The following is a 23,888-nucleotide window of genomic DNA, read 5'->3' on the forward strand; positions in this document are numbered from 1 at the left end:
GGGGAACCCGCCATGCTCTTCCGGCCTCAACTGCCCACAGCGCCAACGCCGTCAGCACACATCGCGGGTTCGAGTCCCATTACTCAGGCCCCCGCATGGGCCTGTTCCTGCCAGCACGCCGCCGCGCCCGTGACGGCTCCTCGCCGCTCGCTGCCTTCGGTCAGCACGGGAGCCGTAGCGGCGGTCCTGGTGGGCGGAGTCGTCCTCACCGCGCTGCTGACCGCCATCGCCGTCTCGGCCGTCTCCGTGGCCGTCGCCGCCATGGTCCTGCGCTCTCTGCTCGCCAACCAGCGCCACCGCTGAAGCGGCTACCGGGGCGGCCTCGATACCGCCAAGCATCCACCGCCCCGGTAGCCCACCCCTCCTCGACCAAAAGCCGAAAAGGAGAAACCCATCATCACCCGCAACACCCCTCCCCCACTCACGGATCTGGGGAAGCTCGCCGCGTCCGGTACCCTGCCCGGCCTCATGCGCCAACTGGCCACCCTCGGCGGCTGCACCTGCCCCATCCGCCTGGCCGGTTACCGCACCGAACACCGCCTCGACACCACCACCGGCGAAATCGGCCCCGCCCTCCACCACCTGAACTCGAACGACCTGCCCGCCGGTGACCTCCTGGTGCGCTGCGGCAACCGCCGCACCACCCGCTGCCCCACCTGCGCCGAGACCTACCGCCGCGACACCTACCACCTGATCACCGCAGGCCTCCGCGGCGGCAAAGGCACCCCCGAACAAGTCACCAGCCATCCGCGCGTCTTCGCGACCTTCACGGCCCCCAGCTTCGGGCCGGTTCACAACCGTCCCACCGCATCCGGCGGGCGTACCCGTCCCTGCCGCTGCGGCCGACACCACGACCAGGAGGACGCGGCGCTCGGCACTCCCCTCGCGCCGGAGCGCTACGACTACGAGGCCGCAGTGCTCTGGAACGCGCACGCGGGCATGCTCTGGCGCCGCTTCACCATCTATCTGCGCCGCGAGATCGCGTGCCGCGCCGGACTGACGCAACGGGAATTCGCTCAACACGCCCGCGTTTCCTTCGCCAAGGTCGCCGAATATCAGAAGCGTGGCGCCGTCCACTTCCACGCCGTCATCCGCCTCGACGGCCCCGCCGGCGGCGACACGCCTCCCCCGCGTTGGGCCGGCGCCGAGCTGCTGACCGACGCGATCAACGCCGCCGCTACCAAAGCCACCGTGACCGGCCCGGTCCTCGGCGAGCGTGCGCACTCCTTCGCCTTCGGCCGCCAACTCGACATCCGCACCATCAAAGGCACCGACCTGGACGGCGGCACCGCCCTCACCGACCGCGCCGTTGCCGCCTACATCGCCAAGTACGCCACCAAGGGCGCAGAGACAGCTACCGGCACCCTCGACCGACCCCTGAAGTTCGTCGCCGAACTCGCCGGGCTCGACATCTCCGCCCACGCGGAACGCCTCATCCGCACCGCCTGGGCCCTCGGCGCCCGCAAGGACCTCGAACACCTCCGCCTGCGTGCCTGGGCCCACATGCTCGGCTTCCGCGGCCACTTCTCCACCAAAACCCGCCGCTACTCCACCACCCTGGGCGCGCTCCGCGAAGCCCGCGCCCAATGGCGCCGCTTCCAAGCCGCCATCGCCCGCGGAGACACCTCACCCCAGCCTCACGACCAGGAGCAGCAGGAGCAGCAGGAGCAGGACGAGACCACGCTCGTCCTCGCCCACTGGGTCTACGCCGGTTCGGGTCTCAGCCCCACCGAGCAATGGCTGTCCGCATCGCTTGCTGCCACCAGCACCCCCGAAGGAGAGGTCACCCAGTGAAGGACCGCTTCCTGGCCGTCTCCGAGGTGGCCGAACTGCTAGGCACCACGGAGCGGTTCCCTCGTCGCCTGATCGCCGAACGGCGCATCACCTTCGTACGAGTAGGGCGGCACGTGCGCATCCCTGAGAGCGCTCTGCGCGCCTTCATCGAGGCGAACACCATCCAGCCGGTGTCGTCCGGCCGTGCGCAGTTCGGGGCGGTGGCCTGATGCCCAACACACGTGGCAAGCGCCGCCGCTTCGGGTCCGTACGCAAGCTGCCGTCCGGGCGCTTCCAGGCTCGTTACCCCGGCCCTGACGGGCTGCTCCGTACCGCGGACAAGACCTTCCCGGCGCAGCGGGACGCCGAGGTGTGGCTCGTCCGCAAAGAGGCCGAGATCATCGAGAACCGCTGGCAGGATCCGAACGCGGAGATCGCGTTCGGTGAGTACGCGACGGCCTGGCTCAAGGAGCGCGATTACGCGGCCACGACTCGCGAGCGCAATGAGAGTGCGCTTCGGCTGCACATCATGCCGACCTTCGCGCGCTCGCCGCTCACGCAGATCACCACGCCTCATGTCCGGCGGTGGCGCTCGGCCCTTCTCGACAACGGGGTGGGTGAGTCGACCGTGGTCAAGGCGTACCAGATCCTGCGGGCCGTCATGAATACGGCTGTTGATGACGGGTTGATCCAGCGGAACCCGTGCCGCATCAAGGGCGCCGGCGCGGCCAAGACCGCGGAACGGCCGTATCTGACGGTGCCGGAGGTCTATCGCATCGCCGACGCCATGCCGTCGTACTTCCGCGTCGTGGTCCTCCTCGCCGCGTTCACCGGGCTGCGCTTCGGCGAGCTGGCGGCCTTGCAGCGCCATGACGTCGACCTGGGGCGGCGTACGATCGCGGTCCGCCGCTCGCAGGCCGAGACCCGGACGCATGGCCTGACGATCAAGACCCCGAAGAGCAGCGCCGGCGTTCGTACCGTGGCGTTCCCGGCCTCGCTGGTCGAGGAGCTGGCGGCTCACCTCAGCGAGCATGCCGAGTCGGGACGGTCCGGTTTGGTCTTCGTCGGGCAGCGGGGTGGCCGGTTGCGGCGGAACAACTTTCGGCGGCTCTGGCTCCCGGCGCTGCGTACTGCCGGCCTCTCGGACGTCCACTTTCACGACCTGCGGCATACGGGGAACACCCTGGCCGCGACCGGTGGCGCGACGACCCGCGAGCTGATGCACCGCATGGGGCACTCGTCGGTGCGGGCCGCTCTGATCTACCAGCATCTGGTCAACGGTCGTGATCAAGAGATTGCCGATCACGTGGATGAGCAGATCCGGCGGTCGAAGGGGGACCGTGGCGGCTTGGACGGGCCATCTGGCACGTAAGTGGCACGCGCGCTGTCTCGCGCCGTCCACGGCGCAAAATGATCAAGGCCCAGGAATCCGAATTCGCATCGGATGACCTGGGCCTTGGTCGTTTTGCGTGGTGAGTGGGCACAGACGGATTTGAACCGCCGACATCTGCTTTGTAAGAGCAGCGCTCTACCGCTGAGCTATGCGCCCTGGACGAGCCGACAGACTACCTTGCCGGGGGGCCCACTCCGCAAACCCGTGGTCGCGGGGCGGGACAGCGCCCGTCTGGGGGCGGGACGTTGCGGGGAGCGTGAACTTACCGGACGGGATGTTCGTTTGGGGTGGGTGGGAGAATGTCAGCCCGCCCTGGGGCGATCCGATCAGGAGAGGGATGTGACGGCGACACATACGCGACCGCAGCCGCAGCCGTACGAGCAGCGGGCACGCCGTCGACCTCGCGGGGGCCCGGTCCGGGATGTGGTGGGGCTCGTGCTGCTGCCGTTGCCGCTGCTGGCGGCGGTGGCGCCGATGGCGTTCGCGGGCGGCGGCACCCGCCGCTGGTTCGGGCGCGGGGAGAGCCAGCGGGCCGAGGCGCAGGCCGCGAAGGATGCCGCGGCGGCGGCGTTCTACGAGCTGGACACCGCCCACCGTGACCTGCGGATCTCGGTGGAGACGATCACCGCGGTCGACAGTTCGCCGCGGGCGCGACAGGCGGCGGTGGAGTACGAGGGGTTCGGCCGGCGGATCGACCAGGTGAGCCAGGGCTACATCACCGCGGTCGACTCGCACGATCTGGACCGGGACGACATCGACGGCGCGGCGGTGGCGCGGGCACGGGCCGATCTGACGCGGGCCAGGGAGGAGCTGGAGCGCGTCAAGGGCGAGCTCGACTGGTTCACGCAGAGCCTGGCGCCGCTGCTGGAGGGCGCCGAGACGCAGCTGGCGCGGCTGGCCCCGGCTGTGGAGCGGGCGCGGCAGGCGCTGCTGGCGGCGAGCCATGCGCTGGACGCGGTGCGCGCGCAGGGCCTGCGGGCGGACGATCTCGCGGCCCGGCTGGCGGCACTCGCCCCGGAACTGACCAAGCTGAACCAGGGCGCCGGGCAGCACGGCGTGCCGGAGACGATCCGGCGCGCCGACGAGGTGTTGCGTACAGCCGAGGCGCTCCGGCGTGAGGCGGAGCGGCTGCCGGAGACGGCGGCGGAGATCGACAAGCGGCTGGTGTCGCTGCGGACCCGTTCGCAGGCGATCACGACCCGGGCCCAGCAGGTCGATCCGGTGCTCAGCGAGCTGCGGCGGCGGTACAGCGCGGCGTGCTGGCAGGACCTGCAACAGGTGCCGGAGCAGGCCGCGCGGTCCGTCAAGGAGGCCGAGAGCACGCTGCGGGAGGCGCAGCGGGCCCGCGACGAGCAGCGGTGGGCGGACGCCACGAGCCGGCTGGCGACCGTGCGGGGGCTGCTGAACACCACGGACGAGGCGGTGTCGGCGGCCGGCGACCGGTTGCGGCGGCTGGACGCGGTCTCGTTCGACCGGCAACAGGAGATCGAGCGGACCCGGTTCGCGGTCCGCGACGCGCAGCGGCTGGCGATGGCCGGGCGCAGCACGCCCGACCCGCGGCATGCCGGCCCGCTGGACGAGGCGGTGGCGCGGCTGGAGCGTGCGGTGGGCGGCCTGGAGGGGCGGCATCCGGACTGGTGGCACTTCCTGACCGAGACGGAGGCGGTGCGGGAGACGGCCGCCCGGGTGGTGCAGGAGATCCGCGAGGCGCGGGGCGGCGCGGCGGGCCGCTGAGGCGCGGGAGGCCCACGGGAGCGAGGGAGCACGGGAGCAAGGTGCCCTGGTTTGGGGTCCTCCCGAGGGGCTTCGTGCTCGGCGGGGATGCGCGACCCTCTCCCTGACCGCACCTCGCTGCACCTCGCTGCACCTGACTGCACCTGGCTGCGCCTGGCCGCCCGCTGCCCCGCCTCTGCCGGCGCCCGCGATGGCGTGAACCGGCCCCTTGGCGGATCCTGGGAGTGAGTACGGCCAGGCGGCTCATCTGCGCGAAGGAGGCCGGAGATGGCAACTGGGGCTACCGGCGGCACCGTGCACGTCGTGAATCCGTTGCAGCAGCTCAAGCGGCGACGCGCCCAGCTCGACGAGCATCTGCCCGTGGACCACCGGCTCAGTCGGGTCTACCGCATCGGTGCCGGGCTGATGGGGCTGGTGCTGGTCGCGTTCGGCATCCTCGGTCTGACCCATCGCATCGGTTTCTTCGACACCGGCGGCTCGACCGTCGCCGGGCTGAACACCAACGGCGCGCTCAGCGTGCTGTCGATCGTCGTCGGGGCGCTGCTCGTCGGCGGCATGCTGATCGGCGGGAACTTCGCCTCGTCCTGGAACATCCTGTGGGGCACGCTGTTCCTGCTGAGCGGCTTCCTGAATCTGGCGCTGCTCCAGACCGACGCGAACTTCCTGGCCTTCAAGATCCAGAACGTGCTCTTCAGCTTCGTGGTGGGGCTGCTGCTGCTGGTGTTCGGGATGTACGGACGGGTCAGCGGCGGGTTGTCACACGACAACCCCTACTGGCGGGCCCGGCACCCGGAGGAGGCGGAGCGCTTCGCCCGCGGGCAGCTGCATCCGGTGGCCGGTATGACGGCCGGACGGCAGGCGGCGCGCGTGAACATGCAGGGCGCCTGGCACGGCGGACGCGGTTCGCTCGGCCCCGGTACCAGCCTCACCGGCCCCCACCGGCACGCGGGCGACCTCCCCGGCAAGGGCGCCGGCCGCGGCGCGGGCGCGAGCGCCGCCGCGGGCAGGAGCGGTGGGACGGCGACGGGCCCCACAGGGATGGGCAGGAGTGCGGGCTCCGCCACGGACACCCGCACCGGGCCGGACGACACCGGCAGCAAGGAGCGGTGAGCCGGGGCGAGGAGGCGTCAGGGCGTACCGAGGTGGGCCGTTCGCCCGGTGCGCCCTGACGGCTGCGGACCGACAGCCACCGGCCGAGGAACGGGAGAGCACGGGGAGCAGCCATGACGCAGCGGGGAAACGCCGCCTCCCAGGCGGGACGCGGGTTTCACGGATCGGCGGTCGAGGCGCTGGCGAAGCGGATCTTCAGCGGCACCTACGGTGAGGGAGACGTCCTCGCCCTGCGGGAGCTGATGACGGAACTGGACGCCAGCCAGACCGAGTTGCGCGAGGCGATCAAGGTGCTGACGGCCAAGGGGCTGCTCGCGACCCGCCCGAACCACGGCACCTACGTCCGCCCCCGCGAGGAGTGGAACCTCCTCGACTCCGACGTCCTGCGCTGGAAGCTGGCGGCCGGCGCCTCGTCCGACTTCTTCGCCGACCTGCTGGAACTCCGCCGCTCCATCGAGCCCGCCGCGGCGGCGCTCGCCGCGGAGCGCCGCACGGAAGACGATCTGGAGGCGCTGAACGCCGCGCTCAGCGCGATGGCCGCGACCGAGGACGATCCGGTGCTGCTGGTGCGCGCCGACGCCTCCTTCCACATGGCGATGCTGGTCGCCTCCAACAACCGCTTCTACGCCCAGATGCACCGGGTGATCGTGCCCGTCCTCATCCACCGCGGGCGGGCCCTGTACGCCTCCGGCGGGGAGTTCGAGCATCCGTACGCGCGGCACGCGGCGGTGGCCGCGGCTGTACGGGACCGGGATCTCGACGGCGCCTATATGTCGATGCTGGAACTGCTCGACAAATCGGCGCGCGACTTTCCGTAGGGCGCCTGCCCCGAGGGGAGATACGGGCGCCGCGCCGAGGGGATAGAGGGAGGGGTGGACGCCGTGTGCCCCTCCCCGAAAGGACGGTCCCCTCCCCATGGCCCGATCCATGAAGATCTCCCGTATCGAGACGTTCCTGGCCCCGCCGCGCTGGATGTTCGTCCGGGTGGAGACCGATGCGGGCGTCGTCGGCTGGGGCGAGCCCGTCGTCGAGGGGCGCGCCGAGCCGGTCCGGGCGGCCGTTGCGGTGCTGGCGGAGTACCTCCTCGGGCAGGACCCCGCGCGCATCGAGGACCACTGGCAGGTGATGACCAAGGGAGGCTTCTACCGGGGCGGCCCGGTCCTCTCGTCCGCGGTCGCCGGCCTCGACCAGGCGCTGTGGGACATCAAGGGGAAGCACTGCGGCATGCCCGTGCACCAGTTGCTGGGCGGGCCGGTCCGCGAGCGGGTCCGGGCCTATGCCTGGGTCGGCGGCGACGACCCGGGGGCGATCCGGGACGCGGTGACCGCACAGGCCGAGGCGGGCTTCACCGCCGTCAAGATGAACGGCTGCGGGCGGATGTCCCCGGTGGCGACCCGCGCCGAGGTGCGCGCCTGCCTGCTGCGCGCCGGCACCGTACGCGAAGTCCTCGGCGACGAGCGGGACTTCGCCCTCGACTTCCATGGCCGCGTCTCCCCCTCCAATGCCCGCAGGCTGCTGCCTCTGCTGGCCGAATACGCGCCGATGTTCGTCGAGGAGCCCGTCCTCCCCGAGCACACCGAGGCCCTGCCCGGCCTCGTCGGCGCCGCCAACATCCCCCTTGCTCTCGGTGAACGTCTCTACACCCGCCGTGAGTTCCTGGCTCCGCTCCAGGCCGGTGTGGCGATCGTGCAGCCCGACGTCTCCCATGCGGGGGGCATCTCCGAGCTGCGCCGGATCGCCGCGCTGGCGGAGACGTACGGCGCTCTTCTGGCCCCCCACTGCCCGCTCGGCCCGGTGGCGCTCGCCGCCTGTCTGCAAGTCGCCTTCACCACCCCGAACTTCCTCATCCAGGAGCAGTCCCTCGGCATCCACTACAACAGGGACGCCGATCTGCTGGACTACGCCGTGGACCCGGAGCCGTTCCGCTTCGAGCGGGGGGCGCTGCTGCGGACCGACCGGCCCGGACTCGGGGTCGAGGTGGACGAGCACGCCGTACGGGCGGCGGACGCGGCGGGCGGGCACGCCTGGCGGAACCCGGTCTGGCGGTACGACGACGGCGCGTTCGCGGAATGGTGACGCGGCGGACAGCGGCAGCGAGGGGGGACCGGGTGGACGACGCGCCGCGGCACGACGCCGGGACGGCCGGCCCCGCGACCGGACCGGACGTCCTCACCTTCGGGGAGACGATGGTCGCCCTGCGCGGCAGCGGCCCGTTGAAGCTCGGCGGCACGATGCAGGTCTCCGTCGCGGGCGCGGAGAGCAATGTCGCGATCGGCCTGGCCCGCCTCGGCCACGAGACGTGCACTGGTCGGGCACCGTCGGCGACGACGAGGCGGGCCGGCTGGTGCTGCGTACGCTGCGGGCCGAGGGCGTCGGGGTGGGCTGCGCGGCGACGGACGCCACCGCGCCCACCGGCCTGATCCTCTTCGAGCCGCGGCTGCCGGACGTGACCCGGGTGCACTACTACCGCGCCGGCTCGGCCGGCTCCCGGCCCGGCACGGCCGCGATCGAGCGCGCCTTCGCCACCGCCCCGCCCCGCGTCCTGCACCTGACCGGCATCACTCCGGCGCTGGGCCCCGCGGCCCGCGCGACGGCCCGGCGGGCGCTCCAACTGGCGCGCGGGCACGGCACGCAGGTCTGCCTGGACGTCAACTTCCGCGCCCGGCTCTGGACCGCGGACGAGGCCGGCGCGCTGCTGCGCGGGTGGCTGCCCTCCGTGGACCTCCTCGTCGCCTCCGACGACGAGCTGCCGCTGTGCCTGTCCGGGCCGCCGGGCGGCGCCGGCGAGGGCGCGGCGCGACTGCTGGACCTCGGTGTCCGCGAGGTGGTGGTGAAGCACGGGGCGGCCGGGGCGACGGCGTTCACCGGCGCCGGCTCCTGCCACCGGCCGGCGACCCCGGTCCGCGCGGTGGACCCGGTAGGCGCCGGCGACGCCTTCGTGGCGGGCTACCTCTCGGCGCTGCTGGACGGCGCGGACCTCGCCGGGCGCCTGGCGCGGGCCGCCACCACCGGCGCGTTCGCGGTCGCCTCCCCGGGCGACTGGGAGGGCGCGCCCACCCGCGCGGAGCTGGGCCTGCTGGGCACGCCGCCCGGCACCGTCGTGCGGTGAGCGGCACCGCGGATAACCTGTGGCCATGCCTCGTTACGAATACCGGTGCCGCCCCTGTGGCGCCACCTTCGAGCTGAACCGGCCGATGGCCGAGTCCTCCGCCCCGGCCGTCTGCCCGGAAGGCCACGAGGACACCGTGAAGCTGCTCTCCACGGTCGCCGTCGGCGGTTCCGCCGCCGCGCCCGCCCCGCCCCGCGGCGGTGGGGGCGGCGGCTGCTGCGGAGGCGGCTGCTGCGGCTGAGCCGCTACCGCCGGCGCGCCAGCGTCAGCCCGTCCGCCACGGTCAGCAGCACCGCCTCCATGCGCCCGTCCTCCCGGACGTGGTCGTTGAACTCCCGGATCGCCAGCGCCGGTCCGGTGGCCGCCGGGTTGGTGACCTGGCCGCGGTACAGGACGTTGTCGGCGACCAGCAGGCCGCCGGGCCGCAGCCGGGGCACCAGCTCCTCCCAGTAGGCGATGTAGCCGCCCTTGTCCGCGTCGACGTACGCCATGTCGAGGTGCGGCTCGGGCGGCATCGCCCGGAGGGTTTCCAGCGCGGGCGCGATCCGCAGCTCGATGCGGTCCGCGACGCCCGCCTTCGCCCATGCCTCCCTGGCGTACCCCGTCCACTCCTCGGACACGTCGCAGGTGACCAACGAGCCGCCCCGCGGCAGCGCCTGCGCCATGGAGAGCGCGGAGAAGCCCGTGAACGTCCCCACCTCGACGACCTGCCGCGCCCCGGTCAGCCGGACGAGGAACGCCAGCAGCGCCCCCTGCTCCGGTGCCGACTGCATCCCCGCCGCGTCGGGGAACCGCTCGTGGGTGAGGTCCACGAGGTCGCGCTGCGCGGGGTCCAGCGGCGGGTTGTGCGCGAGGACGTAGTCGTACATCTCCGGTGTGATCGGCGTGTTCTTGGACTCGGCCATCAGCACTCCTCCTGATCCCGGGCGGCGGTCCCGGCCGGTGCGGACGGGCAGCGCCGCGGTGCCAAAACGCCCTAGGAGGCTAGCGGAGCGCCGGCCGCGCCCCTGACTTCAGCCGTCGCTCCGCGAGCCATCGGCGGCGGCGCGGAAGGCCCGTACGATCTCCTCGCCGGCGGCCACCCCCCGCGTCTCCAGCGCGGTGACATGAGGCGCCTGCCAGCCGGCGGCGGCCAGTTCGCCGTGGCCGGGCCGCCAGCCGCGGTCCGCCGCCAGCAGCAGGTCGGCGTCGAGCAACGAGTCGCCGGCCGCGAGGATCTCGCCGGCGCCGGTGCGGCGGGCCACCTCGGCGACGGCGGCGCTCTTGGTGAGCGGCTTCGGCACGGCGTAGATCTTGCGGCCCTGGCGGGACACCGCCCAGCCGCGGGCGTCGGCCCAGCCAGCGAGGTCCTTCACCCAGCCGTCCGGAAGCAGCGGACGCTCGACGACCAGGTAGGCGAAGAGGTCGTCGGCGACGCGCTCCTTGCGGAGCCAGGCCGGGTCGGCGGTGCGCACCAGGTGCCTGCGGATCTCGTCCAGCGGGGCGCACTGCGCGGCGAGCCGGGCGGCGACCGTGCGCTGCCAGCCGGGGTCGGACTCGCCCCGTACGAGGAGGTGGCCGCCGTTGGCGCAGACGGCGAACTCCGGTGGCGGGCCGGGGAGACGGATGCGCCGGTACTGCTCCCGGGTGCGGGTGGTGGCCGGCACGAAGGTGGCGGTGGCGGCCACTTCGGCGAGCAGGGCGGCGGCCGTCTCGGTCATGAAGGACAGCGGCGCGCGGTCGTAGACCTCGACGCAGAGCAGCCGCGGGGCGTCGGCGTCGGGCCGGGTGAGGTCCAGCGCGGCGGCGGAGTAGATCAGTGTGCGGTCGAGGTCGCTGGTGACGAGTGCGCTCATCGGGAGGCCACCGCCGTACCGTCCGCGCCGGTGGCCCCGCGGGTGTAGCAGGGGTGGATCAACCCGACGCAGGTGTAGGGGAGTTCGTCGACCTCATCGACGGGCACCCCCCGCTGGTCGGCGAGCAGGCGCACATGGTCGAGGTCGGCTCCGGCGCCGCGTCGCGCGAGGATCTTCCAGGGGACCCGGCGCAGCAGGACGCGGGTGGTCTCGCCGACGCCGGGCTTCACGAGATTGACGTCGTGGATGCCGTACTCCTCGCTGATCCGCTCGACGGCCGCCCAGCCCGCCCACGTCGGGGTGCGGTCGGCGGCGGCCAGCTCCGCGGCGTCCGCGGCGACCGCCCCGGCGACCTCGTCGAACCGTGCGCCGACCGCGTCCAGGAAGGCGCCGGAGAGATCGCTGCCGGCCAGGTCGCGGTAGAACTTGGCGCCGTGGAAGTCGTCCGGGCCCACCAGGTCGGCGCGCAGGACGGTGCGCGATATCAGCCCGGAGACCGTGGAGTTGAGGCAGGCGGAGGGGATCAGGAAGTCGTCGCGGGTGCCGTAGGTGTCGACGCAGCCGCCGGGGTCGGCGAGCACCGCGAGCCGCGGGTCGAAGCCCGGGAAGTCCGCTAGGGCGCGGGCCAGTTCGCGGGTGATGGCGCCCTTGCCGGTCCAGCCGTCGACGAAGACGACGTCCGCCGGGTCGTGCCGGTCCGCGAGCCAGCGCAGGGCGGTGGTGTCGATGCCCCGGCCGCGGACGATCGAGACGGCGTAGTGCGGCAGGTCCAGGCCGTGTGCGTGCCGGGCCCAGCGGCGCATCAGCACGCCGACGGGGGTGCCGGCCCGCGCCAGGGACACCAGCACGGGGCGGGGGCCGCGCTCCCGGAGCACCGTCTCGGTGACCGTCCCGACGGCCCGCGCGATACGGCCCGCGGAGCTTTGGAGCGCGCCGTGGAAGAGCGCCTGGTACGCCTCGCTCGGCTGGTACTCGACCGGCAGCGACTCCGCGTAGTGGGCGCCGCCGCTCTGGATCGCCTCCTCGCGCTCCTCGGTGGGCGCTTCGAGGGTGACCGGGGACAGGTCCTGGAGCAGCCAGCCCACCTCGTCGGGCGCGTACGAGGAGAAGGCGGGGCCGCGCAGCGGCTCGGGGAGAGGCACCGCGGGGGCCTGCCCGCGCGGGGTGTACGCGGGGATGACGGCGAGCAGCAGCCGGTCGGTGTGGGCGGCGAGGCGGTCCAGCAGGCCGCCGGGGCCGTGGAGTTCGGGCCGGTCGCCCTCGGAGTCGACGACCGCGACGACGGCGTCGTAGCGGCGCTCCGGGTCGGCGCCGGGGGCGACGTTGTAGGCGTAGCGCTCCCCCGGCCCGTCCGCCGGCCGGTCGTGGGCGGGGAAGGCCAGCCGGGTGCGTATCGCATAGCCGGGGTCGTCGACGGCGAGCACCGGCGAGCGGGTGGTGGTCGAGAAGTGCACGGCCCGGTCGCCGGCGCCGCCGCCGATCCGGTCGTCGAGGGCCCCGGCGAGGCGCAGCGGTGCGTACATCAGCTCCTCGTTGCCGAGGACGAGGATGCGGCGCGCGCCCGCCAGGTGCTCCGCGATCCGGGCCGCCATGGCCGGCAGCCCGGCCTCCAGGCGCGCCCGGTGCTCCGGGGTGAAGCCGTGCCGTCCGCCGTCCGGCAGCCCCTCGGGCCAGCCCAGGTCGACCCGTACGGCGCCGGCGCCCCGGCCGGCGGGCGGCGGGCCGTCCGCCGCGGCCCGGCCCTCATGGGCGGCGACGAGCTCCCGGCCGCGCGCCAGGACGTCCTCGGGCAGCCGTACGCCGCCCGCGGCGAGGGACACCAGGTCGACGCGGGCGCCCAGTTCGGCCGCCCACTCCGCCAGCCGGTCGCGGTCCTCGGCGGACCGCATGTCGACCAGCGCGACGACGACATAGCGGTCGCGCGGGAAGTGCGCATGCAGCGCCCCGATGGTGTTCAGGACCGTGCGACCGGTGGAGAACTCGTCGTCGACGAGCACCAACGGGCCGTCCCCGGCCAGGAGTTCGCGGTCCTCGGGGAGCAGCAGGTGGGAGGTCGCATGGCTGTGCTCCTCCTCGAAGCCGCCCACCTGGTCGACGCCCGGCACCGGCCGCCGGGTGGAGTGCAGATACGGCGCCGAGCCCAGCCCGTCGGCGACGGAGTGCCCCAGTCCGGTGGCGGTCTCGGCGTATCCCAGGACGACGGAGCGGGCGGCGGCCTCGTCCCCGAGCAGCGCGCGCACCCGGCGCCCCAGCCCGACGCCGGCGCCGTGGACCACGTCCGGGCGCTGCGGGACGTGCTTGCCGAGCACGTTCGACACCAGGAGATGGGCCCGCTTGGGGTTGCGGCGCAGGGCCAGCCCGAGCAGTTCCGGCAGCTCGTCCCCGCCGCTCAGCGCGACCCCGAGCCGCCCGGCGACCCACTCTCCCGTCCACACCACGCGTCCCGTCTCCTCCTTGGTGCCGTGCGTGCCGATCGTGCCGTTCATGCCGTTCCCGCCATCCCTGCTGGTCCTGCTGGTCCTGCTGGTCCTGCTGGTCCTTCGTTCCCGCTGGTCCCGCTGTTCCCGCCGTGCGCCACCACTCAGGCCGGCGGCAGGCTCGCGGTCAGCAGCTCCACGAACCCGACGCCCTCCCGCGCCACGCCGAACACCTCGGCGCGCAGCAGGGTCCGCTCGGCCCAGGCGCGGTGCGGCTTCACCTCGTTCATCTTGTTCGTGTACGCGGAGCGCAGCACCCCGCCGTCGTCCTGCTCGGGCCGCAGGATGTCGGTGGCGTCGCTGAACTCCTCGTGGCTGACGACCGAGAGGGCGTGCACGGGGGCGACGTGCGAGGGGTGGATGCAGGTCTTGCCCGTCAGGCCGTTCGCCCGGTCCAGCTCGATCTCGCGCAGCAGCCCGTCCATGTCGTGCTCGATCAGCGCGTTGCGCAGCTCCTCGGCCTCCCCCACGAACGGGCTGCGGCGCAGCTGCGGCTTGAACATCCGCTCGTGCAGCCGGAAGTACTCCCACACCGGGCCGCTGACCGTGAAGCCGGTGCCGTCCGCGCGACCGAGGACGTTCACCACGTCGGCGATGACGGAGGCGACGATCTGGACGTCGTAGGCGGTCATGTCGGGCGCCCGGCGCAGCCCGTAGGCGGAGCAGAAGTCCGTGACGCCGAGCCGCAGGGCGAGCACCCGGTCCCGGTGGGCGCCGACGGCCCTGGCGATGCCCTGGAGCGCCGCGGCGCGGCTCTCCAGGTGCAGCAGCTGCGGGGATTCGAGCACCGGCATCGCGAACAGCCGCCGCCCGCAGGCGGATTCGGCGGCGGCCAGCTCCTCCAGGAAGGGCATACCGCGCCCCTCGGTGAATTTCGGAAGTACAAAACCGGACAGCCTGCGCACGGCGCGCCCCAACCGCCGTACCAGGTCCGGTATTTGGCGCGGTTCGCGGACGCGGATGAACAGCAGCGGCAGGTTCTCGCCCGCCTCGGCGGCCTCGTCGAGCAGCCCGAGCTGCCGCACGAGGTTCTCCTCGCCGGCCGCCACGTCGCCGTCCCCTATGGAGTCTTCGAGGCACAGCACCATGGACATCACGCCGCGCCCGGCCTGCTTGAGGACGTCGGCGGCGAGCCGCGGGCGGGTGGCGGGGCTGTAGAGCGTGGCGCCCAGGGCAGCCGCGAGCGTACGGGCCGGGGAATCGACGGTGAACTCCACCGGCTCCTTGTGGAACAGAGCCTTCCGGATATCAGGTGCAAGATGCCCGAAGTGACGCATACAACTCCCCATATACAAGCGGGACCCGGGCACCCCCGCTGCGTCTCGCTGTCTGGAACCAGCCGATAATCGTACGTCCGTGGGGGTGCCGAAAGTTCCCGCCGCAACGAAAAACCCGTGACCGGACCCGACATCCAGGCGTACGGGCGCCCGGTCCCGGCGCGCGGGCCGGGCCCCCGCGTTGTCGCTGCGACGTGTGGGAAGGCAGGATTGCCGCATGACGCACGCGATGCTGAAAGGGTCGAACGTACCCCTCGACGCCACGGCGGTACGGGCCGTCCTGCGCTGGACGCCCGGCGCCGGCGTCCCCGATGTCGATGCCTCGGCCCTGCTCGTGGGACCGGAAGGACGCGTGCGCTCGGACGAGGACTTCGTCTTCTACAACCAGCCCAGGCACCCCAGTGGCCTGGTCCGGCACCTGCCCAAGTCCCGGCTCGGCGACCATCTCACCGACAGCATCGAGGCGGACCTGGCTCCGCTCGATCCGTCGGTGGACCGGGTGGTGCTCGCCGCATCGTCGGACGGCGGCGCCTTCGCAGGCGTACCGGATCTGCGTGTTCTGCTGTACGACGCCGCGGCGGACGGCACCGAGCCGCTCGCCCTCTTCGACGTAGTGCCCGACACGGGCGAGGAGACGGCGCTGATCTGCGGGGAGCTCTACCGGCGCGGCGACGGCTGGAAGTTCCGCGCGCTGGGGCAGGGGTACGAGAGCGGGCTGGTCGGCCTGGCGACGGAGTTCGGGATCTCGGTCGACGAGAACGATCCGCCCGCCGGGCACACGGACCCGCCGGCCGCGGCGGAACCGTCCCCGCCGGACGAAGTCCCCACGGAGGTCGTCGAGCGGCCCGCCCCCGACACGCCGGCGGCCCCCGGACCGGCCACGACCGCCGCCTCCCGCCCTGCCACTCCCGTCTCCCCGCCGCCCAGCGCCTGGCCCGAGGAGGCCGTCGCACCATCGTCCCCCGGGGGCCCGCAGGCGTATCCGGCGCCCGCCCCGGAAGCCGTCACCCAGCACGTGCCGGACCGGATGCCGGAACCGTTCTCGGCCGCCCCGCTGCCGCCGGCCCCCGCGGCACCGCCCACCGCCGGCTACGGCTACCCACAGCACGTTCCGCCGCCGGCACAGCCCCCGGCTCCGCCCGCCTACGGCTACCCGGGCCCGCCGCAGCAGCCCCCGTACGCGCCCCAGCAGCAGCCGTCCACGTACGGCTACCCGCAGCACATGCCGCCGCCGCAGCTCGCCCCGACGTACGGCTATCCCGTACAGCAGCCGCAGCCGTTCGTCCCCGACCCGTCGTTCGTACTGCCGCCCCAGGGGCCGCAGTTCCAGCGCCGCTAGCGGCGGGAGGCGGCGGTCAGGCCGCGGTCAGACCTTGGACTTGTAGCCGCGGCCCCACTGGAGTCCCCAGCCGTACAGCCGGTCGAGCTCCGCCTGGAAGCCGTAGACGTACTTCACCTCGCGGCGCACGGTCAGGCCGTCCTTGCCGTTCTCCAGCATGAAGATGGCGCAGGAACGGGCCTGCGGCGCCCGCTCGTCCAGCTTGACCTCGACCCGCGGCCCGGTGCTCGGGAAGAGCGTCACCACCGCGTGCGTGCGGTCGAACGCCGGGGTTCCGTCGTAGATGTAGACGAAGATCAGCAGCCGCTTGATCTCGTCGCGGTGGTCCAGGTTGACGTACAGCGTCTCGCCGGACCCCGAACCGAACCGGTCGTCGCCGCTGAGCTGGACGAACGGCGGGCCGTTGAGGTCGCCGAGGAAGTCCCCCAGCGGCTGCACCACGCCCTTGGTGCCGTCCGTGAGCTCGTACATGCAGGCCAGGTCCAGGTCGACGTTGACCACCGCCGGCCCCTGCGCCTGGACGACCTCCGGTTTGAACAGCCTTCCCGGATTCCGCAGCAGGCTGCCGGTGCGCTGCCCGCCCCGCTCCATCAGGTCCGAGGTCCGCATCTGCCAGCTCAGGTTGACCCGCAGATGCCCGTTGGCCGCCCCCTGCTTGGTCAGCGAGACGACCGGATGACGCTTCGTCAGCTCGACGACGTACGACGCTCCGCCGCCGTCGAACGCCGGCGCGCTGCCGCGCCGCCAGTTCCCCAGGAACGACATTTTCCCCACCCCCTTGTCGGGCCCCGCATCACCACGGGGCGGCCGGAGGGTTCGTACCCATGGCCGCCCCGCAGAAAGCGTTCCTCAATCAGCCGTCCGTCACACTCCGGACGTCACTTCCGACTTCGCCGACGACTCCTGCCCTGGCTTGCCCTCGCGCCGGTTGCGCAGCACGGAGGAACCGAAGGACAGGGCGATCAGCACGACACCGACCAGGCCGGTGACGACCTCGTTGATCTCGTACTTGATCGTGACAAGCAGGATGACGCCCAGTGCGCCGATCGCGTAGTGCGCGCCGTGCTCCAGGTAGACGTAGTCGTCCAGGGTCCCCTTGCGCACGAGGAAGACGGTCAGCGACCGGATGTACATCGCGCCGATACCGAGGCCCAGCGCCATCGCGAAGATGTCGTTGGTGATGGCGAACGCACCGATGACGCCGTCGAAGGAGAAGGACGCGTCGATGACCTCCAGGTAGAGGAACATGAAGAACGCGGCCTTGCCGGCCAGGCCCACGGCCGAGGCGCCGCCCTTCTTCTGCACCGGAGCGGCGTCCGCGCCCTTCCCGGCGTCCGCACCGTCCTCGTCCGCACCGTCCTCGGCGTCGTCGTCCTCCAGCCGGCCCTCGAAGTACCCCGAGATGCCGCCGACGACGAGGTACGTCACCAGACCGCCGATACCGGACAGCAGGACCGTGGTGGTCTTGTCACCGCCGCCGTGCGCCACGTTGGTGGCCACCGTCAGGGCGCTCACCAGCAGGGCGACCAGCGCGACGATGATGGAGAGGGTGTCGAGCTTGCCGATCCGGGCGAGCGGCTTCTCGATCCACCCCAGCCACTTGTAGTCGCGCTCCTCGAAGATGAAGTCGAGGAAGATCATCAGCAGGAAGATGCCGCCGAACGCCGCGATGGCCGGGTGGGCGCTGGTGACCAGTTCCTCGTAATGCGCCTTGTTGTTGACGGCGAGGTCGACCGCCTCGATCGGCCCCAATTTCGCGGTGATCGCGACAATGACGACCGGGAAGACCAGCCGCATGCCGAACACCGCGACGAGAATGCCGACGGTCAGGAAGATCTTCTGCCAGAAGGCGTTCATCTTGCGCAGGATGCCTGCGTTGATGACGGCGTTGTCGAACGAGAGCGAGATCTCCAGGATGGACAGGATCCCGACGATCGCGAGCCCCTGCCACCCCCAGAGGACACCGGCCAGGCCGAGGCCGAGCACCGTGATGGCGAACGACCAGCCAAAGGTTTTCAGGAGCACTGCCTACCCAATCCTTCGCTGTATGGGTCCCCCGCGCGCGGTGCGCGGCGCTTTACGAAACGTTGACCCCGAAGTCTAGAGCGATGCCCCGGAGACCGGACGCGTACCCCTGCCCCACGGCTCGGAACTTCCATTCGCCGTTGTAGCGGTAAACCTCGCCGAAGATCATCGCCGTCTCACTGGAGGCGTCCTCGCTGAGGTCGTAACGCGCCAGCTCGCTCCCGTCGGCCTGATCGACGATCCGGATGAAGGCGTTGCCGACCTGGCCGAAGCTCTGGCCGCGCAGATCGGCTTCATGGATCGAGACCGGAAAGACGATCTTGTCGACCTGCTCCGGCACCTGCGTGAGGTCGACGAGGATGGTCTCGTCGTCGCCCTCGCCCTCACCGGTGAGGTTGTCGCCCGTGTGCTCGACCGAGCCCTCAGGGCTCTTGAGGTTGTTGTAGAAGACGAAGTACTCGTCGGCCGGCACCCGGCCCTCCCGGCACAGCAGCGCGCTGGCGTCGAGGTCGAACGGCGCTCCCGTGGTGGACCGCGCGTCCCAGCCGAGCCCGACCGTGATCTGCGCGAGATTCGGTGCGGCCTTGGACAGGGAGACGTTGCCACCCTTGGCGAGTGTGACGCCCATCGTGTTCGCTTCCTCCCCTGTGTCGATGCGGGACGCGGCTCACGCCCCCTCAAGCGCGTCCGGCGCCGCACTCCCCGTGCGGGGTGTACGGCGCCGGACGCGGTGCAGCTGCTCGCTCAGACGTTGACGCCGAAGTCCTGCGCGATACCGCGCAGCCCGGAGGCGTAGCCCTGCCCGATGGCGCGGAACTTCCACTCCGCGCCGTTGCGGTACAGCTCGCCGAAGACCATGGCCGTCTCGGTCGAGGCGTCCTCGCTCAGGTCGTAGCGCGCCAGCTCCTTGCCGTCGGCCTGGTTGACCACGCGGATGTAGGCGTTGCGGACCTGGCCGAAGCTCTGCTGACGGGTCTCGGCGTCGTAGATCGACACCGGGAACACGATCTTGTTCACGTCGGCCGGGACCCCGGCGAGGTTCACCTTGATGGCCTCGTCGTCGCCCTCGCCCTCACCGGTGGTGTTGTCACCGGTGTGCTCGACCGAACCGCACGGGCTCTTCAGGTTGTTGAAGAACACGAAGTTCTGGTCGTTGGCGACCTTGCCCTGGTCATTCGTCAGCAGGGCGCTGGCGTCGAGGTCGAAGTCCGTACCGGTGGTGGTACGCGCGTCCCAGCCCAGACCGACGAGAACGGCGGTCAGATTGGGGGCTTCCTTCGTCAGCGAGACGTTGCCGCCCTTGCTGAGGCTGACTCCCACGAGTCCTCCCATAGATTCGAGGGGTACGTCATGATGTGCGCCCCCATCGTGCATGGCATCGGATCAACGAATTGATCCTAGTGACGGGTTCCCACCGAATGGAGATATCGCGTACGGATCCCGAAGGATGTCCACCCGGTGGGCCGTGGGGCGCCGGCGCGTGCGAAGCCCGGTGGCTAGAGGGCTTCGAGGGCCTTGACGTAGTCGTTCAGGTCGCGGGCGTCGGGCAGGCCGTTGACGACCGTCCAGCGCACCACGCCCTCCTTGTCGATGATGAAGGTGCCGCGCACCGCGCAGCCCTTGTCCTCGTCGAAGACGCCGTACGCCCGCGACGCCTCGCCGTGCGGCCAGAAGTCCGACAGCAGCGGGTACTCCAGTCCCTCCTGCTCGGCGAAGACGCGCAGCGAGAACGGGGAGTCGTTGGAGACGGCCAGCAGCTGGACGTCGTCGTTGGCGAACTTCGGCAGCTCGTCGCGGAGCGCGCACAGTTCACCGGTGCACACACCGGTGAAGGCGAACGGGTAGAAGAGGAGGACGACGGCCTTCTCACCGCGGAAGTCGGAGAGCTTGACCAGCTCGCCGTGCTGGTTCCTGAGCTCGAAATCCGGAGCCTTCGTGCCGACCTCGATCGCCATGGGTTGCTTCCCTTCCGCATCACTCTCAACTTGACGCGACCAACCCTACGCGCCGGGCCGAACGCCCGGAGAACCCGTCCTGAACGAGGCCGAGCCCCCTCCGGAACAGGCCGGAGGGGGCTCGGCGCACACCGTCGAGGGGAGCGCTCAGCGCTGCTTGCCCGACTTGGGGGTGACCAGGCGGCTGCCGGTCCAGTCCTTGCCCGCGTTGATGCTCCTGGTCTGGGACAGACCCGCGGTCTGGGCGGCTTCGTTGATGTCGCTCGGCTCGATGTAGCCATCGCGGCCGGTCTTGGGTGTCAGCAGCCAGATCTGGCCGCCCTCGTCGATCAGACCGATGGCGTCCACCAGCGCGTCCGTGAGGTCGCCGTCGTCGTCCCGGAACCACAGGAGGACGACGTCGGCCACGTCGTCGTAGTCCTCGTCGACGAGGTCCTGGCCGGTGACGGCCTCAATGCCTTCTCGGAGCTCCTGCTCGACGTCATCGTCGTAGCCGATCTCCTGGACCACCTGTCCGGGCTCGAACCCCAGCCTGGCGGCAGGGTTGGTCCGCTCCTCCGCGTGGTCCGCGGTCGCGCTCACGGATTGCCTCCTGTCATGTTTCGGAAATGCTCGGGGCCCCGCGCGTGCGCGGAGCATTGGGCGTAGTCCACACGGGCCGGGCGGATCGCGCAAGTACCCGGCGGTCGAGACCGCCGAAACGGTGACGATCCGAAGGCGTCCCGCGGCCACCGCCACCCCACCAGGACACCACGAAGTGATTCACACCACAGCGTTGAGCCGGGTATATGGGGTAGGCGGGCACGAATGGCCCCCTCGGGCGACGACGGAGTCCTCCGGATCCGCTTTCGAGTGCCGGACGGCCGTACGTCAAGGACTTTCGACATGGGCGTATGGTTGCGATTTGGCCGACCTGAGAATCGGCTTTTTCAGCGCCATCTCTCAGCGGGTGGTTACCCATCGGTAGAGGTGACGTATCCCAGTGACTCGGTACACGATGGAAGACGGCGCGACACAAGGCAGAGACAGCATTCGTCCCCGTGCACCGCGGCAGTAGCAAGCCGAGCACGACACGAACCGAACACGAAGGAACAGCGTGGCTTCCGGATCCGATCGAAACCCGATCATCATTGGCGGCCTTCCCAGCCAGGTCCCGGACTTCGATCCCGAAGAAACCCAGGAATGGCTCGACTCGCTCGACGCGGCCGTCGACGAGCGAGGCCGGGAACGTGCCCGCTACCTGATGCTCCGCCTGATCGAGCGCGCCCGCGAGAAGCGTGTGGCCGTGCCCGAGATGCGCAGCACGGACTACGTCAACACCATCGCGACCAAGGACGAGCCGTTCTTCCCGGGCAACGAGGAGATCGAGCGCAAGGTCCTCAACGCGACCCGGTGGAACGCTGCCGTCATGGTCTCCCGCGCCCAGCGCCCGGGCATCGGTGTCGGCGGCCACATCGCCACGTTCGCTTCCTCCGCTTCCCTCTACGACGTGGGCTTCAACCACTTCTTCCGGGGCAAGGACGAGGGCGACGGCGGCGACCAGATCTTCTTCCAGGGCCACGCCTCGCCCGGTGTCTACGCCCGCGCCTTCCTCCTGGACCGGCTCTCCGAGGCCCAGCTGGACGCCTTCCGCCAGGAGAAGTCCAAGGCCCCCAACGGACTGTCCAGCTACCCGCACCCGCGGCTGATGCCGGACTTCTGGGAGTTCCCGACCGTCTCCATGGGCCTCGGCCCGCTCGGCGCGATCTACCAGGCCCGCATGAACCGCTACATGGAGGCGCGCGGTATCGCCGACACCTCCAAGTCGCACGTCTGGGCCTACCTCGGCGACGGCGAGATGGACGAGCCCGAGTCGCTCGGCCAGCTGTCCATCGCCGCCCGTGAGGGCCTGGACAACCTGACCTTCGTCGTCAACTGCAACCTCCAGCGCCTGGACGGCCCGGTCCGCGGCAACGGCAAGATCATGCAGGAGCTGGAGTCGCAGTTCCGCGGCGCCGGCTGGAACGTCATCAAGCTGGTCTGGGACCGCAGCTGGGACCCGCTGCTCGCGCAGGACCGCGACGGCATCCTGGTCAACAAGCTCAACAGCACCCCCGACGGCCAGTTCCAGACGTACGCCACCGAGACCGGTGCGTACATCCGCGAGCACTTCTTCGGGGACGACCACCGCCTGCGGGCGATGGTCGCGAACATGACCGACGACCAGATCCTCCACCTGGGCCGCGGCGGTCACGACCACAAGAAGATCTACGCGGCGTACGCGGCGGCCAAGGCCCACAAGGGCCAGCCGACGGTGATCCTCGCCCAGACCGTCAAGGGCTGGACGCTCGGCCCGAACTTCGAGGGCCGCAACGCGACCCACCAGATGAAGAAGCTGACCGTCGAGGACCTCAAGGGCTTCCGCGACCGGCTGCACCTGCCGATCCCGGACAAGGACCTGGAGGACGGCCTGCCGCCGTACTACCACCCGGGCCGGAACTCCGAAGAGATCCAGTACATGCACGACCGCCGCAAGTCGCTGGGCGGCTATGTGCCCACCCGTCTCGTGCGCGCCAAGCCGCTGGAGCTGCCCGGCGACAAGGCGTACGCCACCGCCAAGAAGGGCTCGGGCCAGCAGAAGATCGCCACGACCATGGCGTTCGTCCGCATCCTGAAGGACCTGATGCGGGACAAGGAGATCGGCAAGCGCTTCGTGCCGATCGCCCCGGACGAGTACCGCACCTTCGGCATGGACGCGTTCTTCCCGTCCGCCAAGATCTACAACCCGCTGGGCCAGACCTACGAGTCCGTGGACCGCGAACTGCTGCTGGCCTACAAGGAGTCGCCGACCGGCCAGATGCTGCACGACGGCATCACCGAGGCCGGCTGCACCGCCTCGCTGATCGCGGCGGGCTCCGCCTACGCCACGCACGGCGAGCCGCTGATCCCGGTCTACGTCTTCTACTCGATGTTCGGGTTCCAGCGCACCGGCGACCAGTTCTGGCAGATGGCCGACCAGCTCGCGCGCGGCTTCGTGCTCGGCGCGACCGCCGGCCGTACGACGCTGACCGGTGAGGGGCTCCAGCACGCCGACGGCCACTCCCAGCTGCTGGCCTCGACCAACCCGGCCTGTGTCGCCTACGACCCGGCCTACGGCTACGAGATCGCGCACATCGTCAAGGACGGTCTGCGGCGGATGTACGGCGAGAACGCCGAGGACGTCTTCTACTACCTGACCGTCTACAACGAGCCGATCCAGCACCCGGCGGAGCCGGCCGACGTCGACGTCGAGGGCATCCTCAAGGGCCTCTACCGCGTCAAGGCCGGTGAGAAGGGCGAGCACGCGGCCCAGATCCTCGCCTCCGGCGTGGCGGTCCCGTGGGCCGTCGAGGCCCAGCAGATCCTCGCGGACGAGTGGAACGTCAAGGCCGATGTGTGGTCGGCGACCTCCTGGAACGAGCTGCGCCGCGACGCGGTGGCGGTCGAGGAGCACAACCTGCTGCACCCGGAGGAGGAGCAGCGCGTCCCGTACGTGACGCAGAAGCTCCAGGGCGCCGAGGGCCCGAAGGTCGCGGTGTCGGACTGGATGCGTTCCGTCCCGGACCAGATCGCGCGCTGGGTCCCGGGCACCTACCAGTCCCTGGGCGCCGACGGCTTCGGCTTCGCGGACACCCGCGGTGCGGCCCGCCGCTTCTTCCACATCGACGCGCAGTCGATCGTCCTGGGCGTGCTCACCGAGCTCGCCAAGGAGGGCAAGGTGGACCGCTCGCTGCTGAAGCAGGCGATCGACCGCTACCAGCTCCTGGACGTCACGGCCGCCGACGCGGGTGAGGCGGGCGGCGACGCCTGACCCCTCCGCGGCCTGCCGCCGCACCGTCTCCA

General features: G+C 71.4%; 21 protein-coding genes, 1 tRNA gene and 1 pseudogene. 12 read left to right on the forward strand and 11 right to left on the reverse strand.

Going from position 1 to position 23,888, the window contains the following annotated elements:
• The first annotated feature begins 12 nt into the window (after positions 1 to 12).
• The 4 genes from IEZ17_RS10720 (at position 13) to IEZ17_RS10735 (ending at position 3,145) form a co-directional block, all read left to right on the forward strand.
• Positions 13 to 303 carry a SpdD protein gene (locus tag IEZ17_RS10720; protein WP_189298911.1) on the forward strand — a complete coding sequence of 97 codons (291 nt, stop codon included), beginning with the start codon at positions 13 to 15 and terminating at the stop codon, positions 301 to 303.
• A 165-nt stretch (positions 304 to 468) separates the two neighbouring features.
• A complete protein-coding gene (locus IEZ17_RS10725; protein ID WP_189298913.1) occupies positions 469 to 1,794 on the forward strand; it encodes a replication initiator in 1,326 nt (441 codons plus the stop codon).
• Complete coding sequence (locus IEZ17_RS10730) at positions 1,791 to 2,003, forward strand: helix-turn-helix domain-containing protein (RefSeq protein ID WP_189298915.1); 213 nt, start codon at positions 1,791 to 1,793, stop codon at positions 2,001 to 2,003. Before IEZ17_RS10725 ends, IEZ17_RS10730 begins: the two co-directional genes overlap by 4 nt.
• Positions 2,003 to 3,145 (forward strand): tyrosine-type recombinase/integrase, encoded by a 1,143-nt coding sequence (locus IEZ17_RS10735; RefSeq protein WP_189298917.1) that lies wholly within the window; start codon positions 2,003 to 2,005, stop codon positions 3,143 to 3,145. Before IEZ17_RS10730 ends, IEZ17_RS10735 begins: the two co-directional genes overlap by 1 nt.
• Positions 3,146 to 3,250: 105 nt before the next feature.
• Here IEZ17_RS10735 and IEZ17_RS10740 read toward each other — a convergent pair.
• A tRNA-Val gene (locus IEZ17_RS10740) sits at positions 3,251 to 3,322 on the reverse strand.
• Between the two features lie 183 nt (positions 3,323 to 3,505).
• Here IEZ17_RS10740 and IEZ17_RS10745 point away from each other — a divergent pair.
• The 6 genes and pseudogenes from IEZ17_RS10745 to IEZ17_RS10770 all read left to right on the forward strand — a co-directional run bounded on the left by IEZ17_RS10745 (position 3,506) and on the right by IEZ17_RS10770 (position 9,360).
• Positions 3,506 to 4,900: a coiled-coil domain-containing protein gene (locus tag IEZ17_RS10745; RefSeq protein WP_189298919.1), complete on the forward strand. Its 1,395-nt coding sequence runs from the start codon at positions 3,506 to 3,508 to the stop codon at positions 4,898 to 4,900.
• 267 nt (positions 4,901 to 5,167) lie between these two features.
• Entirely contained in the window at positions 5,168 to 6,010 is an 843-nt protein-coding gene (locus IEZ17_RS10750; RefSeq protein WP_189298921.1) for a DUF4383 domain-containing protein, read from the forward strand.
• Between the two features lie 113 nt (positions 6,011 to 6,123).
• A complete protein-coding gene (locus IEZ17_RS10755; protein WP_189298923.1) occupies positions 6,124 to 6,828 on the forward strand; it encodes a FadR/GntR family transcriptional regulator in 705 nt (234 codons plus the stop codon).
• A gap of 109 nt (positions 6,829 to 6,937) precedes the next feature.
• Positions 6,938 to 8,086 carry a galactonate dehydratase gene (dgoD, locus tag IEZ17_RS10760; RefSeq protein ID WP_189299253.1) on the forward strand — a complete coding sequence of 383 codons (1,149 nt, stop codon included), beginning with the start codon at positions 6,938 to 6,940 and terminating at the stop codon, positions 8,084 to 8,086.
• A gap of 110 nt (positions 8,087 to 8,196) precedes the next feature.
• Positions 8,197 to 9,119 (forward strand): annotated as a pseudogene (locus tag IEZ17_RS10765) (sugar kinase).
• A 25-nt stretch (positions 9,120 to 9,144) separates the two neighbouring features.
• The gene (locus IEZ17_RS10770; RefSeq protein WP_189298925.1) at positions 9,145 to 9,360 is read left to right on the forward strand and encodes an FmdB family zinc ribbon protein; all 216 of its coding nucleotides are present in this window, start codon (positions 9,145 to 9,147) and stop codon (positions 9,358 to 9,360) included.
• Between the two features lie 4 nt (positions 9,361 to 9,364).
• Here the strand turns inward: IEZ17_RS10770 and IEZ17_RS10775 are convergent, their stop codons facing one another.
• The 4 genes from IEZ17_RS10775 to IEZ17_RS10790 all read right to left on the reverse strand — a co-directional run bounded on the left by IEZ17_RS10775 (position 9,365) and on the right by IEZ17_RS10790 (position 14,708).
• Positions 9,365 to 10,024, reverse strand: coding sequence for an O-methyltransferase (locus IEZ17_RS10775; protein ID WP_189298927.1), 660 nt, complete (start codon positions 10,022 to 10,024; stop codon positions 9,365 to 9,367).
• A 108-nt stretch (positions 10,025 to 10,132) separates the two neighbouring features.
• Complete coding sequence (locus tag IEZ17_RS10780; RefSeq protein ID WP_189298930.1) at positions 10,133 to 10,954, reverse strand: HAD family hydrolase; 822 nt, start codon at positions 10,952 to 10,954, stop codon at positions 10,133 to 10,135.
• On the reverse strand, positions 10,951 to 13,440 hold the full coding sequence (locus IEZ17_RS10785; RefSeq protein WP_189298931.1) for a phosphoribosyltransferase: 2,490 nt from the start codon (positions 13,438 to 13,440) through the stop codon (positions 10,951 to 10,953). Before IEZ17_RS10785 ends, IEZ17_RS10780 begins: the two co-directional genes overlap by 4 nt.
• 95 nt (positions 13,441 to 13,535) lie before the next feature.
• Positions 13,536 to 14,708, reverse strand: coding sequence for an HpcH/HpaI aldolase/citrate lyase family protein (locus IEZ17_RS10790; RefSeq protein WP_189298933.1), 1,173 nt, complete (start codon positions 14,706 to 14,708; stop codon positions 13,536 to 13,538).
• Positions 14,709 to 14,925: 217 nt separating this feature from the next.
• Here IEZ17_RS10790 and IEZ17_RS10795 point away from each other — a divergent pair, with 217 nt between their 5' ends.
• Positions 14,926 to 16,047, forward strand: a complete 1,122-nt coding sequence (locus tag IEZ17_RS10795) for a TerD family protein (protein ID WP_189298935.1) — start codon at positions 14,926 to 14,928, stop codon at positions 16,045 to 16,047.
• A 27-nt stretch (positions 16,048 to 16,074) separates the two neighbouring features.
• On the opposite strand, the gene IEZ17_RS10800 is transcribed toward IEZ17_RS10795, so the two are convergent.
• From IEZ17_RS10800 to IEZ17_RS10825, 6 genes are all read right to left on the reverse strand, one after another.
• Complete coding sequence (locus IEZ17_RS10800) at positions 16,075 to 16,812, reverse strand: TerD family protein (protein WP_189298936.1); 738 nt, start codon at positions 16,810 to 16,812, stop codon at positions 16,075 to 16,077.
• A gap of 99 nt (positions 16,813 to 16,911) precedes the next feature.
• Positions 16,912 to 18,072, reverse strand: coding sequence for a DUF475 domain-containing protein (locus IEZ17_RS10805; protein ID WP_189298937.1), 1,161 nt, complete (start codon positions 18,070 to 18,072; stop codon positions 16,912 to 16,914).
• Positions 18,073 to 18,124: 52 nt separating this feature from the next.
• Positions 18,125 to 18,700, reverse strand: coding sequence for a TerD family protein (locus IEZ17_RS10810; protein ID WP_189298938.1), 576 nt, complete (start codon positions 18,698 to 18,700; stop codon positions 18,125 to 18,127).
• Between the two features lie 116 nt (positions 18,701 to 18,816).
• On the reverse strand, positions 18,817 to 19,392 hold the full coding sequence (locus IEZ17_RS10815; protein WP_189298939.1) for a TerD family protein: 576 nt from the start codon (positions 19,390 to 19,392) through the stop codon (positions 18,817 to 18,819).
• Positions 19,393 to 19,568: 176 nt separating this feature from the next.
• Positions 19,569 to 20,027 carry a peroxiredoxin gene (locus IEZ17_RS10820; protein ID WP_189298940.1) on the reverse strand — a complete coding sequence of 153 codons (459 nt, stop codon included), beginning with the start codon at positions 20,025 to 20,027 and terminating at the stop codon, positions 19,569 to 19,571.
• A 147-nt stretch (positions 20,028 to 20,174) separates the two neighbouring features.
• The gene (locus IEZ17_RS10825; protein ID WP_189298941.1) at positions 20,175 to 20,609 is read right to left on the reverse strand and encodes a DUF3052 domain-containing protein; all 435 of its coding nucleotides are present in this window, start codon (positions 20,607 to 20,609) and stop codon (positions 20,175 to 20,177) included.
• A gap of 514 nt (positions 20,610 to 21,123) precedes the next feature.
• Here IEZ17_RS10825 and aceE point away from each other — a divergent pair.
• Positions 21,124 to 23,856: a pyruvate dehydrogenase (acetyl-transferring), homodimeric type gene (aceE, locus tag IEZ17_RS10830; protein ID WP_189298942.1), complete on the forward strand. Its 2,733-nt coding sequence runs from the start codon at positions 21,124 to 21,126 to the stop codon at positions 23,854 to 23,856.
• The last annotated feature ends 32 nt before the right edge of the window (positions 23,857 to 23,888 follow it).

This window comes from Streptomyces albospinus, from assembly GCF_014648695.1.
In the GTDB taxonomy this organism is placed as follows: domain Bacteria; phylum Actinomycetota; class Actinomycetes; order Streptomycetales; family Streptomycetaceae; genus Streptomyces; species Streptomyces albospinus.